The organism is Actinoplanes hulinensis, from assembly GCF_019429605.1.
GTDB classification, from domain to species: domain Bacteria; phylum Actinomycetota; class Actinomycetes; order Mycobacteriales; family Micromonosporaceae; genus Actinoplanes; species Actinoplanes campanulatus.
Map to the genome: position 1 here is coordinate 111,541 of NZ_JAHXZI010000022.1, position 16,404 is coordinate 127,944.

Annotated in this window: 8 protein-coding genes; 6 read left to right on the forward strand and 2 right to left on the reverse strand. The window is 72.3% G+C overall.

Annotation, left to right across the window (positions count from 1 at the left end; all coding sequences use genetic code 11):
• The first annotated feature begins 70 nt into the window (after nucleotides 1-70).
• The 6 genes from KZ829_RS34400 to KZ829_RS34425 all read left to right on the forward strand — a co-directional run bounded on the left by KZ829_RS34400 (nucleotide 71) and on the right by KZ829_RS34425 (nucleotide 11,777).
• A complete protein-coding gene (locus KZ829_RS34400) occupies nucleotides 71-1,906 on the forward strand; it encodes a polysaccharide biosynthesis protein (protein ID WP_220148020.1) in 1,836 nt (611 codons plus the stop codon).
• Between the two features lie 140 nt (nucleotides 1,907-2,046).
• Complete coding sequence (locus KZ829_RS34405; protein WP_220148021.1) at nucleotides 2,047-6,867, forward strand: PDDEXK-like endonuclease domain-containing protein; 4,821 nt, start codon at nucleotides 2,047-2,049, stop codon at nucleotides 6,865-6,867.
• Nucleotides 6,868-6,885: 18 nt separating this feature from the next.
• Nucleotides 6,886-8,247, forward strand: a complete 1,362-nt coding sequence (locus tag KZ829_RS34410) for a hemolysin family protein (RefSeq protein WP_220148022.1) — start codon at nucleotides 6,886-6,888, stop codon at nucleotides 8,245-8,247.
• A 49-nt stretch (nucleotides 8,248-8,296) separates the two neighbouring features.
• On the forward strand, nucleotides 8,297-9,364 hold the full coding sequence (locus KZ829_RS34415) for a hemolysin family protein (RefSeq protein WP_220148023.1): 1,068 nt from the start codon (nucleotides 8,297-8,299) through the stop codon (nucleotides 9,362-9,364).
• Nucleotides 9,365-9,936: 572 nt separating this feature from the next.
• Entirely contained in the window at nucleotides 9,937-11,010 is a 1,074-nt protein-coding gene (locus tag KZ829_RS34420) for a serine hydrolase domain-containing protein (protein ID WP_220148024.1), read from the forward strand.
• Complete coding sequence (locus KZ829_RS34425; protein WP_220148025.1) at nucleotides 11,007-11,777, forward strand: MerR family transcriptional regulator; 771 nt, start codon at nucleotides 11,007-11,009, stop codon at nucleotides 11,775-11,777. The genes KZ829_RS34420 and KZ829_RS34425 overlap by 4 nt, the downstream gene beginning before the upstream one ends.
• Before the next feature lie 203 nt (nucleotides 11,778-11,980).
• On the opposite strand, the gene KZ829_RS34430 is transcribed toward KZ829_RS34425, so the two are convergent.
• Together KZ829_RS34430 and KZ829_RS34435 are read right to left on the reverse strand one after the other, a co-directional pair.
• Nucleotides 11,981-14,137, reverse strand: a complete 2,157-nt coding sequence (locus tag KZ829_RS34430; protein ID WP_220148026.1) for a glycoside hydrolase family 3 protein — start codon at nucleotides 14,135-14,137, stop codon at nucleotides 11,981-11,983.
• 15 nt (nucleotides 14,138-14,152) lie between these two features.
• The gene (locus KZ829_RS34435) at nucleotides 14,153-16,390 is read right to left on the reverse strand and encodes an alpha-L-rhamnosidase (RefSeq protein ID WP_220148027.1); all 2,238 of its coding nucleotides are present in this window, start codon (nucleotides 16,388-16,390) and stop codon (nucleotides 14,153-14,155) included.
• Nucleotides 16,391-16,404 lie beyond the last annotated feature (14 nt).

The window sequence follows — 16,404 nt, forward strand, 5'->3', positions numbered from 1 at the left end:
TTTCGAGACCGACGATACGGTGATTTAAAGGGATCATCCCGGAATAGCCGAGTTTGATACGCTGACGAACATGAGGCGCGCTCGCCTGCTGCGGCAACTCGTTGACAGCGCCGCGTGGGTGATCGGCCTGGTCGCGGCCGTCTTCGTCCGCTACGACTTCGTCCCCGATCTCCGTCCGCTGATCGGCGTCCTGGTCGTGATCGTCCTGGCCGTTCTCGTGCACACGGCGATCGACCACGCCCGGCAGCTGCATCGGGGTATCCACCGTTTCGCCAGCGTCGACGACGCGAACTCGGTCGCCACCACCGCCGTGCTGGTCGGGCTCATGCTGACCGCGGCCATCGTGCTGCTGTCCCACCCGCCGGTGCCGGTCGGCGTCCCCGCTCTCGGCGGCCTGATCGCGCTGATGATCATGCTCAGCGTCCGCTACCTGTGGCGGGCCCTGCGGTTCCGGCGGCTGCGCCCGGACCGCCGGGTCGCCGCCCCGGCCCTGCTGTTCGGCGCCGGGTCGGCGGGGTCCCTGCTCATCCAGTCGATGCTGCGCGACCCGAAGGGCCGCTGGCTGCCCGTCGGCCTGCTCGACGACGACCCCGCCAAGCGCCGGCTGCGCGTGCACGGCGTACCGGTCCTGGGCACCCGCGACGACATCGCCGAGGCGCTCGCCGCCACCGAAGCCGAGCTGGTGGTCTTCGCGGTGGCCAACGCGGACGCCGGCCTGGTCCGTGAGATCCGCGACCGGGCCCTGGCGGCCGGCGCCGAGTTCAAGGTGGTGCCGTCGGTCAGCGAGCTGATGAGCCAGCCCGTCAAGGTCGGCGACATCCGCGAGGTGCAGGTGACCGACCTGCTGGGGCGCCACCAGATCGACACCGACCTGAGCAGCATCGGCGGCTATCTGACCGGTAAACGCATCCTGGTGACCGGAGCGGGCGGCTCGATCGGGTCGGAACTGTGCCGGCAGATCCACCATTTCCGGCCGGCCGAGCTGATGATGCTGGACCGCGACGAGACGTCCCTGCTCGCCGTCCAGCTGTCGATCGACCCGCGGGCCGGACTCGACGACCCGGCGGTGATCCTCGCCGACGTCCGGGACGCCCGGCGGATGCGGGAGATCCTCCGCGAACGGCGACCGCACGTGGTCTTCCACGCGGCCGCCCTCAAACACCTGGCCCTGCTCCAGCGCTATCCGGGCGAGGCGGTCAAGACCAACGTCATCGGCACGCTCAACGTCCTGCGGGCGTGCGGCTCGGTCGAGCGGTTCGTCAACATCTCCACCGACAAGGCCGCCGATCCGGCGAGTGTGCTCGGCTACGCGAAACGGATCACCGAACGTCTCACCGCCTGGACCGCCCGGCGCAGCCGGGGCACCTTCCTGAGCGTCCGCTTCGGCAACGTCCTCGGCAGCCGCGGATCGGTGTTCACCACGTTCAACGCCCAGATCGCCGAGGGCGGCCCGGTCACCGTCACCCATCCCGACGTGAGCCGCTACTTCATGACCACGCAGGAGGCGGTCCACCTGGTCATCCAGGCCGCGGCCATCGGCATGGACGGCGAGGCGCTGGTCCTCGAGATGGGCGCCCCGGTCCGGATCGCCGAGGTGGCGGCGCAGATGGTCGCCCTGTCCCAGAAGGAGATCCCGGTCGTCTACACCGGGCTGCGCCCGGGGGAGAAGCTGACCGAGACGCTGTTCGGCGCCGACGAGGAGGACCGGCGGCCGTTCCACCCGCTGATCTCGCACGTCGAGGTGCCGCCCCTGGACCCGGCCGAACTGCACCGGATCCCGTTCGGCGCGGACCCGGAGGTGGTGATCACCCAGTTGGCCGACATGTGCGCCCGGCCCGCCGCCGACCGCGGCCCGGCGGACACCGTGGTCCACGAGACGTCCCAGGCTTCGGGGCGAAACCGATAAGCCGCGTGGTGAAACCGCTAAGCCTCCTGGCCAAACCGAAAGCCTCGTGGCCAAACCGAAAAGCCTCGTGGCGAAACCGACAAAGCAGAAGAAGTCCAATCACCAGCGCGAAAGGGCCGCCTCCTGCTGCAATCGGGTACATGGGCATCCGGTGCGACGACGACGACCGTCCCGAGCCGGGACCGGCCGGGGCCGGGACGCACGCGGCTCTGCGCGCCTGGCGCGACAGCCTGATCGACCTCGGCGACAACAATCGGCTGATCAACTTCACCACCGGCAACGGCGACGCCGTCGCGATCAGCTCGCCGGAACCCGCGCAGGTGGTCACCGCCCTGGCCCGCGGCGACCGGTGCGCCCTGACCGGCCCCGGCGACGGCGACGGGCAGGTCCCGGCCTTCCGCACCGAACTCACCGGCCGTGCCCTCGGGCCGCTGCTGCGCCGGATGATGCGGCGAGCCCAGCAGGAACACCTCGACCGCGGCGTGGCCGTCCTGCATCTCGCGCTCGGGCTGCTGCACTGGCGGCTGGCCGCCGACGACGAGGACGCCGAGAGCCGGACCACCAGCTACACCAGCCCCCTGCTGCTGCTCCCGGCCGAACTCGTCGCCGGTGAACAGGGGCGGCCGCCGGACCTGCGGCTGCGCGACGCCGAAGCGGTGTTCAACCCGGCCCTGGCACTGCGGCTCAAACGGGCCGGCATCAGCGTGCCGCCCCTGGAACCGGGCGCCGAACTCGACCTCACCCGCTTCTGGGCCGGCTTCACCGACACCGTGGCCCGCCGCAACGGATGGCACATCGAACCGGCCGCCGTCCTGACCTGTCTCACCTTCCACAAGGAGGCGATCTTCCGGGACCTCCAGGACAACGAGGAACGCATCCTGGCCCACCCGGTCGTCCGCGCCCTGGCCGTCACCGACAGCCGGCGGCAGACCACCCGGTTCCGGTTCACCCCGATCCGGCCGGAGGACACCGACCGGCTCGCCCCGCCCGAGGACGTGCCCCTGGTCCTGGACGCCGACTCGTCGCAGCGGGCCTGCGTCGCCGCGGCGCTCGCCGGGCACAGCTTCGTGATGGACGGGCCGCCCGGCACCGGCAAGTCACAGACCGTCGCCAACATGATCGGAGCGCTCCTGCACGCCGGGAAGACCGTGCTCTTCGTCTCCGAGAAGGTCGCCGCCCTCGACGTGGTCCACCACCGGCTCACCGAGGCCGGGCTCGCCCGCTACCTGCTGGAACTGCACGGCCAGAAGGCGGGCCGCCGCGAGGTCGCGACCCTGCTCGCCGCGGCCGCCGACGAGATCCCCGAGATCCCGGCTCCGGCGCCCACCGTCGACCTGGGAACGCTGCGGGAACTCCGCGAGCAGCTGACCGCCTTCGCGTACGCCATGAACGAGACCCGCCAACCCCTCGGCGCCAGCCTGCACCAGGTGATCGGCCACTGCGTGACCCTCTCCCGTACCCCCGCCGCACCGGTCCCCGCGATCGACCCCGGCGACCTCACCCCGGACGCGATGCACCGCATCCGGGAGGCCACCGACCAGCTGTCCCGCTCGTGGCGGTCGATGTCCGACGCCGGCCTGGTGTGGCGCGACGTGACCACCCGGGAGCCGCTCGACCCCGCGCTCAGCCGCGCCGAGAAGGCCCTCGCCGCGCTGGCGCGGGCGGCCCGCACCGCCGAGCCGGCGGCCACCGCGTTCCGGCTGCGACGGCCGGACGACGCGAAGGCCCTCGCCCGGCTCGCCGACCACGCCGGCGCCCGCCCCGGCCCGGTCCCCGCCACCTGGCTCACCGCCGACGACCTCGACCCGATCCGCAGGGCCGCCGACCGGCACGCCACCGGGCTCGCCGCCGCCGCCCAGGCCGCCGCGCTGGCCGAACAGCACGCCGGAGTGCCCTGGACCGCGCTGCCCTCGGCCGCCGGCCTGCCGGTCGTCCCGCCCCTGGACGCGCTTCCCGCGCCGGTCGACATCACCACGCTGACCGCCGGCGCCGCCGACGAACTCGCCCGCTCGTTCACCCGGGCCGCCGAACAACTCGACGTACGCCGCCGCGCCGTCGACCGGGTCACCGCCCGCCTCGGGCTGCCCCCGGTCCACACCGTCCAGGACATCTCCCGCGTCGCCACGATCGTCGAACTGGGCGACCGGCCGCACAAGCCGGAGCGGTTCTGGTTCCGGCCCGGCACGCTGCCCGCGGTACGGACCGGGGCCGGCGTCCTGCGGCGGGCACTGGAGGCGCTGGTCGCCGCGGAGATCCAGGCCCGGCCGTACTTCTCCGAGGACATCCTGGGCCAGCCGGTCGAGGAACTCGCCGAACGGTTCACCACCGTGCACCGGGGGCTGGGGAGACTGCGGGCGGCGTACCGGCGCGACCGGCGGCAGGTGGCCGGATTCGTGCTGCCCACCGCGGACCTCGGGGACGCGATCTCCCGCATCGGCACCGCGGTCGCCTGGAAACGGGCACTCCAGGACCTGACGGCCGCCGACCAGTCGTACGCCCCCGTGCTCGGCCGGTACTGGCAGGGCCGCGGCACCGACTTCGCCGCCCTCGACGACGCGATCGCGGTGGCCGCCACCGCGCTCGCCACGGTCCCGCCCGCCGTCCTCGAGGGCGTCCTCGGCCACCTCTGCGCGCCGGCCTCCGACCCGGCGCCGAGCCGGGTCGTCACCGAGGCCCGCGACGCGCTGCTGCGCTGGCAGGCCACGCTGCGGCCGGCGCCCAGCCCGGCGGCCCGGCCGGAACTCGTCAACGAGCCGATCGACGACGCGCTGACCTGGCTGACCGAGCACACCGTGACACTGCACGCGGTGGCGGAGACGGTCCGGGCGTACGACGCGGCGACCGGGCGGACCCTGGACTACGCGGAGACACTCCGGCTGGCCCGGCTGCGTACGGCGGCGCAAGAGGCGCGGACGGCGGCGCGGGACCGTACCGGGGAGATGCCGGCAACCGATCCGGCCGCGCTCGCCGCGGCCGTCGCCTGGGCCGCGCAGACCCGGGAGATGGCCGGCGGGCCGCTGACCGAGGCGCAGGCCGCCGCCCTCGACGACCTCAAACCGGTGCCCGAACTGATGGAACGGGCCCGCGAGTGGGCCGAGGCCGGCCGGGCGGTGCTCGCCGGATTCGCGCCGCTTCGGCAGGACGAGCTGCGCCGGCAGTTCGACGACTACCGGCGGGCCGGGACCCTGCTGCGGCGGCTGCGCGACGACAGCAGCGGGCAGGAGGAATGGTTCGCCTGCCTCGACGCCCGCGAGGTGCTCGCCGCCCACGGCCTGGACGCGGCCGTCGAGTACTGCGCCGACCAGCACCTGGACCGGGCGCAGGTGCCCGCGGTCCTGCGCCGGGCGCTGCTGCACGGCTGGGTGGACGCGGTGGTCCGCGCCGACAGCCGGCTGCGGACCTGGCGGGGCGAGGACCGCGACCGCCTGGTGGCCGAATTCCGGCAGGCCGACGAGAAACTCGCGGCGATCGCGGCCCGGCAGATCATCGCCTCGATCGAGACACGACGGCCTTCGGCCGACAGTGCCGCCACCAATCTGCTGCGGCGCGAGGCTATGAAGGCCGGCCGGCAACTCCCGGTACGGGACCTGATCGCCCAGACCCGGGACGCCGTCCTCGCCCTGCGCCCGTGCGTGCTCGCCTCCCCGCTGACGGTGAGCCAGTCACTGCCCCCGGACATCACCTTCGACGTCGTCATCTTCGACGAGGCCTCCCAGGTCACGCCGGCCGAAGCGGTCAACTGCATCTACCGCGGCCGGTCCCTGATCACCGCCGGCGACGACCGGCAGCTGCCGCCCACGTCGTTCTTCGACCGGTCCTTCACGGCCACCGGCCAGGACAGCGAGGTGCTCGACTTCCCGTCCGTGCTGGAGCTGGCCAAAGCGTGCGGCGCCTTCCCCGGCATGAGCCTGACCTGGCACTACCGCAGCCGGCACCAGTCCCTGGTCGCCTTCGCCAACGACGCCTTCTACCAGGGACGGCTGAGCACCTTCCCGGCCCCGATCGCCGGCGGCCCGGACACCGGTGTGGAACTGTTCCCGGTCGCCGGCGTCTACCGCCGTGCGTCCAGCCGGGACAACCCGGTCGAGGCGGAACGGGTCGCCGAACGGATCGTGCACCACTTCACCACCCGGCCCCATGCCACCCTGGGCGTCGTCACCTTCTCGGTGGCCCAGGCCGAGGCGATCGAACGGGCCCTGGAACGGATCGCCGCCGAGCACCCGGCCCTGCAACGCGCGGTGGTCCACGACCGGCTGCACGGCTTCTTCATCAAGAGCCTGGAGTCGGTGCAGGGCGACGAACGCGACGTGATGATCTTCTCGATCGGGTACGGGTACGACATGGCCGGCCGGATCACCGCGAACTTCGGCGCCCTCAACCGCCCCAACGGCTGGCGGCGGCTCAACGTGGCCATCACCCGTGCCCGGCACCGGGTGGAGATCGTGACGTCCATCCTGGCCCGCGACATACCGGAGTCGGAGAACGAGGGGGTCCGCCAGCTCGTCGCCTACCTGGACCACGTGGAACGCGACGGCGGCGCCGCCCGGGACCACGGAACCGGCCCGGCCGACGACTTCGTCACCTCGGTGCTGGAGACCGTACGGTCGTGGGGCTATCCGGCGTGGACCGACCTGGGCACCGCCGGCGGACGGGTGGACATCGCCGTCCGCCACCCCCTGGATCCGGCCGGCGACTACCTGCTCGGTGTGCGCTGCGACGGCCCCGGCTACCGGGACTGCCCGGCCGCGCGGGACCGCGACCACCTCAACGACCAGGTGCTCACCGGTCTCGGCTGGCGGCTGCACCGGGCGTGGGCGCTGGCGTGGTACCGCGACCGGGCCGGCGAGGAGTCCCGCCTCCTGACGGTGCTGGAGGAAGCGGCGACAGCCTGGAAGGGCCGAACCGGACCGGTCGAGGGACCGGCGCGCCTGCCGCACGCCGAACCGGCGCGCCGTGGGTAGCCGTTACGATGGCACCCCATGCTGATCACCATCGGTGTCCTGGCCATCGTGCTGCTGACCGCGGCGACCGGCTACTTCGTGGCCCAGGAGTTCGCCTACGTGGCCGTCGACCGGGAACGCCTGAGGGCACGGGCCGACGAGGGTGACACCGCCGCCGCGCGTGCGCTGCGGGTCACCCAGCGGCTGTCGTTCGTGCTGTCCGGCGCCCAGGTCGGCATCACCGTCACCGCCCTGCTCGCCGGCTACGTCGCCGAGCCCTACCTGGGCCGCGGCACCGCCGAGCTGCTCGGCCTGACCGGCCTGTCCGAGACCGCCAGCGCGTCGATCGCGATGGTGTTCGCGCTGCTGTTCGCCACCGTGGTGCAGATGGTCCTCGGCGAACTCGCGCCGAAGAACCTCGCCATCGCCAAGCCCGAGGCGCTCGCCCGGGCGCTCGCCCGTTCCACACTGGTCTACCTGACCGTGGTGGGCCCGCTCATCCGGGTGTTCGACGCCACCGCCAACCGGCTGCTGCGCGCCGTCGGCATCGAACCGATCGAGGAACTCCCGCAGGGAGCCACCACCGAGGACCTCGACCGGATCATCGCCGCCGCCGGCAGCCGGGGCAGCCTCGACGCGCACGCCGCCCGGCTGCTCGACCACGGCCTGGACTTCCGGGCGCGGACCGCCGCCGAGGTGATGCGCCCCCGCGTCGATGTCACCACGATCGGCGAGAACGAGCCGGCGTCGCGGGTCGTCGACCTGCTCGACACCGGCCACTCCCGGTTCCCGGTGATCGGCGACGGCCTCGACGACGTCATCGGCATCGTCTCCATCGCCGACGTGGTCACCCTCGACCCCGCCGACCGGGGCACCACCCCGGTCGGGTCGCTGGCGACCGCGCCGGTGGCGCTGCCCGAGCCGCTCGGGCTGCCCGCGGTCCTGGACCGGCTGAAAGCCGCGCACCGGCAGATGGCGATCGTCGTCGACGAGTACGGCGGCTTCGCCGGCATCATCACCCTCGAGGACGTCGCCGAGGAACTCGTGGGGGACATCCGCGACGAGGACGACCTGCCGGAACCGGTCATCGAACCCGCCGGTGACGGCGACTGGCTGATCCCGGGCCGGGCCCGCATCGACGAGATCATCGACGCCACCGGCGTCCACCTCCCGGGCGACGACCGGTACGACACCGTCTCCGGCCTGATCATGGCCCGCCTCGGCCACCTCCCGGTCGCCGGCGAACAGGTCGACCTGGCGCTTCCCCCGACGGTCGACGCCGACGGGGAACCGGTGCCGCAGGGCGTGGCCCGGCTGACGGTCCTGGCCGTCCGCCGCCTCGTACCGGACCGGATCGCCCTCACCGTCATCCCCGACACCGACGGGCGGGTCATCCCATGAGCGCCAGTTCGCCGCCGCTCATCCCCGGCGCCGACGGGCAGGTGACGACATGAGCGCCGCCTCGTCGCTGCTCATCTCCGTGGTGCTGCTGGCATTCAACGGTTTCTTCGTCGCCGCCGAGTTCGCGCTGGTCGCCGCGAAACGGCACCGCCTGGAGACCGCCGCCACCGCGGGATCCCGCGGCGCCCGCGCGGCCCTCGCCGGAACCCGCCGGCTGTCGCTGATGCTGGCCGGCGCGCAGCTCGGCATCACCCTGTGCACCCTCGGGCTCGGCGCCCTGGCCAAACCGGCGGTCGCCCACCTGCTCGAACCGGCGCTCACCGCGGCCGGGCTGCCCGAGGGCGCCGCCTACGCGGTCGCCTTCGTCCTGGCCGTCGCCCTGGTCGGCTTCCTGCACGTGGTCGTCGGGGAGATGGCGCCCAAGTCGTGGGCGATCAGCCACCCGGAGGCCTCGGCACAGATCCTGGCGATCCCGTTCGTCGGCTTCACCACCGTCCTGCGCCCGGTTCTGGCCGCCCTCAACGGCCTCGCCAACGCCTGCCTGCGGCTGATCAAGGTGACCCCGCAGGACGAACTCGCCCAGGTCCACAACGCCGAGCAGCTGCGCATGCTGCTGGAGACCTCCAAGCAGCACGGCACGATCGAGGACGCCGAGCACGAACTGCTCACCGCCATGCTGCAGGTGCAGTCGATGCCCGTACGCGAGGTGATGGTCCCGACCGGGCAGATCCTGGACGTGCCCGCCGACGCCGACGCCCGCGCCGTGGAGGTGCGCAGCACCGAGACCGGCCGATCCCGCCTGCCGGTGACCGACCGTGCCGGGGCGATCGTCGGCGTCGTGCACGTCCGCGACGCCGCCAAGGCCATCAGCGCACAGCGGATCGTGACGGCGCGGGACCTGATGACCGCCGTGCTGTCGCTGCCGGCCGACACCACCGTCCTGGACGCGGTCGCCGTGATGCGGCAGCGGCGCAGCCACCTCGCCCTGGTCGCCGACAACGGCACGGTGATCGGCCTGGTCACCCTCGAAGACCTGCTGGAACAGGTGATCGGCCAGTTCGACGACGAGACCGACCCGGTGGTCGACGCCGCCCGCCGAGCCGGCCGCACCGCCTGAAGACCTTTGCGGTCGAGGTCCGCGTTCCGCTTCCAGCTCTTCCTTCCTGTACGCGTGTCCTCGTCCCACCCGACCTGGGCCGTCCCGTCCGCTCGCGCGATCTCGCTGCCCGCTCCAGCCTGTGCCGCACCCGCCGGGCTGAGATCGGTGGCCGGGCAGGCCCAGCCAGTCGCCGCCACCCCCGTCTGCCGCCGCTCACGGCCGGGCGACCGGCACGCCGATCCCAGCCGTTGCGCCGGTCGCTGTGACGGGTGGTCGCGGTTCCGCGCGAGGTGGGCGCACACGGTGGCGGTGTCGTGGTCGCCTACGTGGCTGATAGTCGTGGTGGTCGCGCACGCGGCGACTTTCGTGTGCGGCGACCACGGCATCGGCCATCCGAACGTGTGCGCCGCCCACGGTGAAGCCCGAACGTGTGCGCCGCCCACGGTGAAGCCCGAACGTGTGCGCCCGCCCGGGGAGGCCGGTTGTGTGCGGGCGCCACCGGTGACGTGGATCATTCTTGAGGTTGACCCAAGGTCAGGGTGGACGCTCCTCATGTACGCGAGACATCCAGTACACATGGAGCGACCATCATGTCCCTCAACATCTCCCCACAGTCGACGATCGACGCGATCGTCGACTCCGGTTTCCACGCGGTGACCCTGCGCCTCAGTGACGACGGTGGCGAATGGACCGGCAGCGCCGGGGTCGCCGAACTCGGCGGGACCGCGAAGCCGTCGATCGACGGGTACGTCCGGATCGGCAGCAACACCAAGACGTTCCTCGCCACCCTGATGTTGTGCCTGGTCGCCGAGGGCCGGGCCGGATTGGACGCTCCGGCGGCCGTTCACCTGCCCGACCTGGGGCTGGACGAGCGGATCACCGTGCGGATGCTGTTGCGGCACACCAGCGGACTCTTCAATTTCACCGGCGAGATCAACCCCGACGGTACGATCGTGCCCGGCATCCCCGTGCCCTACGGCCCCGGCGCCGCTCAGTGGCTGGAGAACCGTTTCCACACCTACCAGCCGCGGGAACTGGTGCGGATCGCGCTCTCCCAGCCGGCGCGGTTCGAGCCGGGGGAGGGGTGGAGCTACTCCAACACGAACTACGTGCTGGCCCGGCTGATCATCGAGAGCATCACCGGCCGTACCCTCGCCGAGGAGATGCGCCGCCTGATCCTGGAGCCACTCGGCCTGACCGGCACCCTGCTGCCGGAGGCGTCGCCGGAGATCCCCGAGCCGTTCGCCCACGCCTACTACCGCGACGGCGACATCATCGACGTCACCCGACAGAATCCCTCGTGGATCTCCGCCGGCGGTGACATGATCTCCACCACCCGGGACCTGCACACCTTCATCTCGGCGCTGACGGGTGGCCGTCTCCTGCCGCCTCCGCTGCTCGCCGAGATGTTCACCCCGCACCCCACCGGCATCCCGGACATGGACTACGGTCTGGGTGTGTTCGTCCTGACCACCCCCGGCGGCACGATCATCTCCCACAACGGCGCCGCCGTCGGCCACGCCGCACTGATGTACAGCACCCCTGACGGCAGCCGGACCCTGACCGCCGCGCTGAGCTGTGTGGACGATGCCGGACTCAGCATCGCGACGGTCTTCCGGAGTGCCCAGCAGCGGCTGCTCGACGAGGTGTTCACCGGCCGATGATGCGCGGTGTCACGATCGGGCAGGCGGCCGAGTTCGTCGGCGTCACGGTGAAGACCGTCCGGCACTACCACAAACTGGGCCTGCTGCGGGAACCGGAACGGGACGGCTCCGGCTATCGACGGTACGGCTCCGGCGACCTGCTGCGGCTGGTCCAGATCCGTACGCTGGCCGCCGCGGGAGTGCCCCTCGCCGAGATCGGCCCCCTGCTCGACGCCGGCACCGCCCGGTTCGCCGCCACCCTCGCCGACGTCGAACGGCGGCTCACCGAACGGATCGCGGAGCTGACCGCCCGCCGTGACACGCTGCACCGGCTCGCCGACGGGGACCGGGCCCTGCTGCCGGACCGGGCGGTGGCACTGCTGGAGCGGATGCGCGGCCTCGGTTTCCCGGCCGAGGAGGTGGCGGCCACCAGGGAGGCGTGGGTGCTGGCCCGGGCCCTGGTCCCGGACGGCTTCGACGACTATCTGACCCATTTCGAGTACGCCGTGGGCGACCCCCGCCTTCTCGAACTGACCCGGCTCACGGCCGAGGCGGCGACCTGGGAGCCCGGCGATCCCCGCATCGACGAGCTGGCGGCCGCCGTGGCCGACCACTACCTGGCCCATCCCGCCCTGCTCGGCACGGTGACCGGGCTGCGGGCCCGCAACCAGGCCGCCACCCGCTACCGGCTGATCGCCCACCACGGCGAGCAGCCGACCCCGGCCGCCGCCCGCCTGACCGCCCTCTTCGAGGCCCGGCTCCGAGCCGCGGGCGTCCTCATCCCGTAGGGAACCGGTCACGCCGGGCGGGTGCGCACGGTCGGCGGGCCGCAGGCGTGGTGGGCGCACACGGAGGACGTAGCGTGCGGGGGCATCACGGCTGTAGGGCACGTGGGCGACCACGACGCCGCCGTCGTGCGCGTCCACCACGCCCCGGCCGCCGACCGTGCGTACCCACCCCGGGCGACCGGCGTTACGGCGACGAGGAGAGATCAGTGCACGCGGAGCGTGTCGTGCAGGGTGGCGGTGGAGGAGCCGCCGACGGTGAAGCGGTAGGTGCCCCGGGCCGTCACCCAGCCGGAACGGGCCGGGTCGAAGTACTGGAGCAGGTGCAGGTCGGCCAGATCGGCGGGGCTCAGGTCGATCTGGACGGTATGAGAGCGACCCGGGTCGAGGGCCACCCGGGACCACCCGACCAGGCGCCTGGCCGGTTCTCCGGTGGACGGCGGCAACGTGACATAGGCCTGGGCCACCTCGGTCCCGGAGCGTTTCCCGGTGTTGGTCAGCCGGAACCGGATCCGGACCCCGTCGCGGCCGTCCCCGGTCACCTCCAGGTCGCGGTAGGCGAAGGACGTGTACGACAGCCCGTACCCGAAGGCGAAGAGCGGATCGATGCCCCGAGCCTCGTACCAGCGGTAGCCGACCTGGAGACCCTCGCTGTAGGACACCTGCCGGATCCCGTCGACCACGACACCCGGGTAACGGGCGGGATCACCGGCCGTCGGCGTGTCGGCGAGCGACCGGGGGAACGTCATCGGAAGCTTCCCGGACGGGTTGACGTCGCCGAACAGCAGCGCCGCCAGGGCCGGGCCCATCTGCTCCCCGCCGTACCAGTTCTGGAGCACGGCCGGAACCTGGTCGAGCCACGGCATCTCGACGGCGCTGCCGGTCTGCAACACCACGACGGTACGGGGATTGGCCGCGGCGACCGCCGAGATCAGCGCGTCCCCGCCGCCCTGCAACCGCAGATCGGCCAGGTCGGTGAACTCCCCGGCCCGCTGATGTCCGAAGACGACCGCGATGTCGGCCCCGGCGGCGGCGACCGCGGCCGCCGCCGGATCGCTGCCGTTGTCGTAGGTGACGGTCGCCCCGGCCCGCGCGGCCCGCGCGGTGATCCCGGCCAGCGGCGTCACGAGATCCTCGCACCGCATCGTGGTCGGATTCCCGAACCGCCAGGGCAGACTGCACACGGAGTGCGCGCTCTCCGATGCGGTCGAACCGATGACGGCGATCCGCGTACCCTCACCGGTCTTGATCGGCAGTGTGTTCTTGACGTTCTTGAGCAGGACCGAGCCCTGTTCGGCGACCGTCCGCGCGACGGCCTTGTGCGCGGCGGTGGACGCGTCCAGAACCGGGGTGGCCGGCAGCGGATGGTCGAAGAGCCCGCCACGGATGTAGGCGGTGACCACCCGCAGCGCCGCCGCGTCGACCTGACCCTGGGTGATCTGCCCGGCGGCGAGGGCCGCGTCGAGCTTCGCGGGGGTGAACCAGATCGGCCGGTTCAGCTCCTGGTCGAGCCCGTTGACCAGGCTCGCGGCGGTGGAGTGCACCGAACCGAAGTCGCTCATCACGTACCCGTCGAAGCCCATGTCGTCCTTGAGGACGCTGTTCTGTCGTGGGTGCTCGCAGGCGTACACCCCGTTGACCTGGTTGTAGGAGCACATGATGCTCGCCGGGCGGGCGCGTTTGGCGGCGATCTCGAACGGCAGGTCGTAGACCTGGCGTAGCGTCCGCTCATCGGCGTTGGACGAGCTGGTCTGCCGGTCGAGTTCCTGCTCGTTGGCGACGTAGTGCTTGAGCGTCGCCAGCACCCGGCCGTCGCTCTGGACGCCCCGCGCGCCGGCCGCCGCCATCAGACCGCTGAGCAGGGCGTCCTCGCCGAGATACTCGGGGGTGCGGCCGGACAGGGGAGTGCGGCCACTGGCGATTCCCGGTGCGAGGACGACGTTCTTGCCTTTCTGGTAGCCCTCGTCGGCCTGGGCGGCGCCCTTGACGTACGCGAGCCGCTCGTTCCAGGTGGACGCGGTGGCGATGGTCGCCGGGAAGGCGGTTACCCCGTCGGTGAACCGGATCCCGTCCGGCCCGTCGGTGTAGACGACGGTCGGCGTGCACGGCACCTGCACCGGATAGACGACGTCACCGGCCCACTGTGTCTGCTGCGGGCTGTTCGCCGGCTGTTCCACCAGCCAGCGGTAGATCTGGTGCGGGCTGCTGGCGGCCAGGAGAGCGCGGGCCCGATGTTCGGGCGACCTGTGCCTGTCCGTCCAGGGGTGGGTGGAGCAGTCCGCGGCGAGTGCCGGGCCCGCCGTGACGATGGGGGCCAGCGGGGCGAGCAGCAGCAGTGCCGCCCCGATCCGTCGAAAGCGCATGGTTCTCCCAACGTGTCAGAAGGAGTGCGTGCCGGCCGAGATCTCCACCTCGGGCCGTCCGTCCAGCGACAGGACGCCGGTGACGCCGTCCGGGAGCGTCACGTCGACGGCGAGGTCACCGTCCGGCCCGGTCCGCCAGGAGACCTCGATGCGGCCGTGCCGGGTCCGCAGACCGGCGCGGGCCCAGGTCAGGCCGCCGCCGGGCCGTGGCGCGATCGACACCCGCGAGTAGCCGGGATCCAGTGGGGCGACGCCGCCGATGGTCCGGTGCATCCAGTCGGCGACCGCGCCTAGGGCGTAGTGGTTGAAGCTGGTCATCTCGCCCGGGTTGATCGTCCCGTCCGGGAGCATGGAGTCCCACCGCTCCCAGATGGTGGTGGCGCCCATCGTCACCGGGTAGAGCCAGGACGGGCACTCCCGTTCCAGCAGCAGCCGGTAGGCCGCGTCGAGATGTCCGGTGACGGTGAGCGCGTCGGTGATGTAGGGCGTCCCCGCGAACCCGGTCGACACCCGGTAACCGCTGTCCGCGACGAGTTCGGCCAGCCGCCGCCCCGCGAAGGACGTGTCGTCGAGCAGCCCGAAGACGATGGCCAGGGTGTAGACCGTCGTGCAGTCGGAACGCACGGTGCCGTCCGCGTCCACGTATTCGCTGGAGAACGCGATCCGGACCCGGGCCGCCAGTTCGGTGAACTCGGCGGCGTCAGCGTCGTGCCCGAGCAGCGCGGCCGTCTCGGCGACAAGTGTCAGCGACCGGTAGTAGGCGGCGGTCGCGACCACGCCGGGGTCGGCCTTCGCCTTGGCCGGTGCGTCGGCCGGCGCGTCCGGGTCGAGCCAGTCACCGAACTGGAACGAGCCGTCCCACACCCCGGCCGGCGACAGCAGGGTGCGGACCCGCCGCACGTGCGCGGTCATCGACGGGTACTGCTTGGCCAGAATCGACCGGTCGCCGTAGGCCTGCCACAGCGTCCACGGCACCCACACCGCCGCGTCCGACCAGAATGCGGTGCTGTCCGGGTCCGGGAACTCGGGCGGCGCAGGCTGGTACTTGAGCACGTCGGGGATGACGAACGGGACCAGGCCGTCGGCGGCCCGCTGCTCGGCGGCCAGGTCGGCGAGCCAGTCGCCGAGGAAGCCGCGCACGTCGTACAGGTAGGCGGCCGATGGCGCGAACACCGCGATGTCGCCGGTCCAGCCGAGCCGTTCGTTGCGTTGCGGACAGTCGGTCGGCAGGTCGAGGAAGTTGCCCCTGGTGCTCCAGACGACGTTGCGGTGCAGCCGGTTGAGCAGTTCGTCGGAGCAGGCGAAGTCGCCGGTGCGTTCCAGCCGCGAGTGCACGACCACGGCCTCGACGTCCAGCGGCACCCCGGCGGGCCAGCCGCTGACCTCCGCGTACCGGAATCCGTGGAACGTCATGGTCGGCTCGAAGAGGTCGTCGCCGCCGCTGAGGATGAACCGGTCGGTGGCCTGCGCGTCGCGCAGCGGCCGCACGCCCAGCTCGCCGCCCTCGAGGACCTCGGCGTGCCGGATCCGGATCTCCGAGCCGGCCGGCCCGCGCACCGTGAAACGCAGCCAACCGACCAGATTCTGGCCGAAATCGATCAACACCCGCCCGGTGGGCGACTCCCAGACCTTCCGCGGCGGAACGCTCTCCTGCCTGCTCACCCATTCTCCGATGTACGGGGTGAGCACACTGTTGTCGAAATCGAGCACCCGGACCGGCAGGAACCACTCGGGCTCGCCGTCCGGGAGGAACCACTTGCCGGAGCGCCGCCGCGCGTCGATGGTCTGCCCGTCGTACAGGTCGTCGGCGAGGACGTCGGAGCCGCCGGCGGTCCACGTCTCGTCGGTGACCACGACCTGCCGGTGCCCGTCCGCGAAGGTGATCTCGCACGCGGCGATCACCCCGAGCCGGTCGCCGTAGAAGGCGCTGCCGCCCATGAACCCGAGCCGTCCCCGGTACCAGCCGTTGCCGACCAGGACGGTCAGGATGGAGAGCGGTTTCCCGGCGATCAGTTCGGTGACGTCGTGGCTGAGGTAGCGCAGGCGGTGCTCGTACGAGGTCCAGCCGGGGCTGAGCACGTCGTCGCCGACCGGCCGACCGCCGATCCTGGCCTCGTGGACGCCGAGGCTGCTGATCGTGAGGGTGGCCCGGGTGACGGCGCCGTGGCCGGTGTCCAGGGTGATCCCGGTGCGGAACAGGGGAGCGCTTCCCAGCTCGACGGCCGGGCTGATCATCCGCGCGGTGTGCAACATGGTGGAACCTTTCC

Bases quoted from the DNA above. Each gene is read 5' to 3' on its own strand.
- KZ829_RS34400 (WP_220148020.1), top strand. From the start codon at position 71: ATGAGGCGCGCTCGCCTGCTGCGGCAACTCGTTGACAGCGCCGCGTGG.
- KZ829_RS34405 (WP_220148021.1), top strand. From the start codon at position 2,047: ATGGGCATCCGGTGCGACGACGACGACCGTCCCGAGCCGGGACCGGCC.
- KZ829_RS34410 (WP_220148022.1), top strand. From the start codon at position 6,886: ATGCTGATCACCATCGGTGTCCTGGCCATCGTGCTGCTGACCGCGGCG.
- KZ829_RS34415 (WP_220148023.1), top strand. From the start codon at position 8,297: ATGAGCGCCGCCTCGTCGCTGCTCATCTCCGTGGTGCTGCTGGCATTC.
- KZ829_RS34420 (WP_220148024.1), top strand. From the start codon at position 9,937: ATGTCCCTCAACATCTCCCCACAGTCGACGATCGACGCGATCGTCGAC.
- KZ829_RS34425 (WP_220148025.1), top strand. From the start codon at position 11,007: ATGATGCGCGGTGTCACGATCGGGCAGGCGGCCGAGTTCGTCGGCGTC.
- KZ829_RS34430 (WP_220148026.1), bottom strand. From the start codon at position 14,137: ATGCGCTTTCGACGGATCGGGGCGGCACTGCTGCTGCTCGCCCCGCTG.
- KZ829_RS34435 (WP_220148027.1), bottom strand. From the start codon at position 16,390: ATGTTGCACACCGCGCGGATGATCAGCCCGGCCGTCGAGCTGGGAAGC.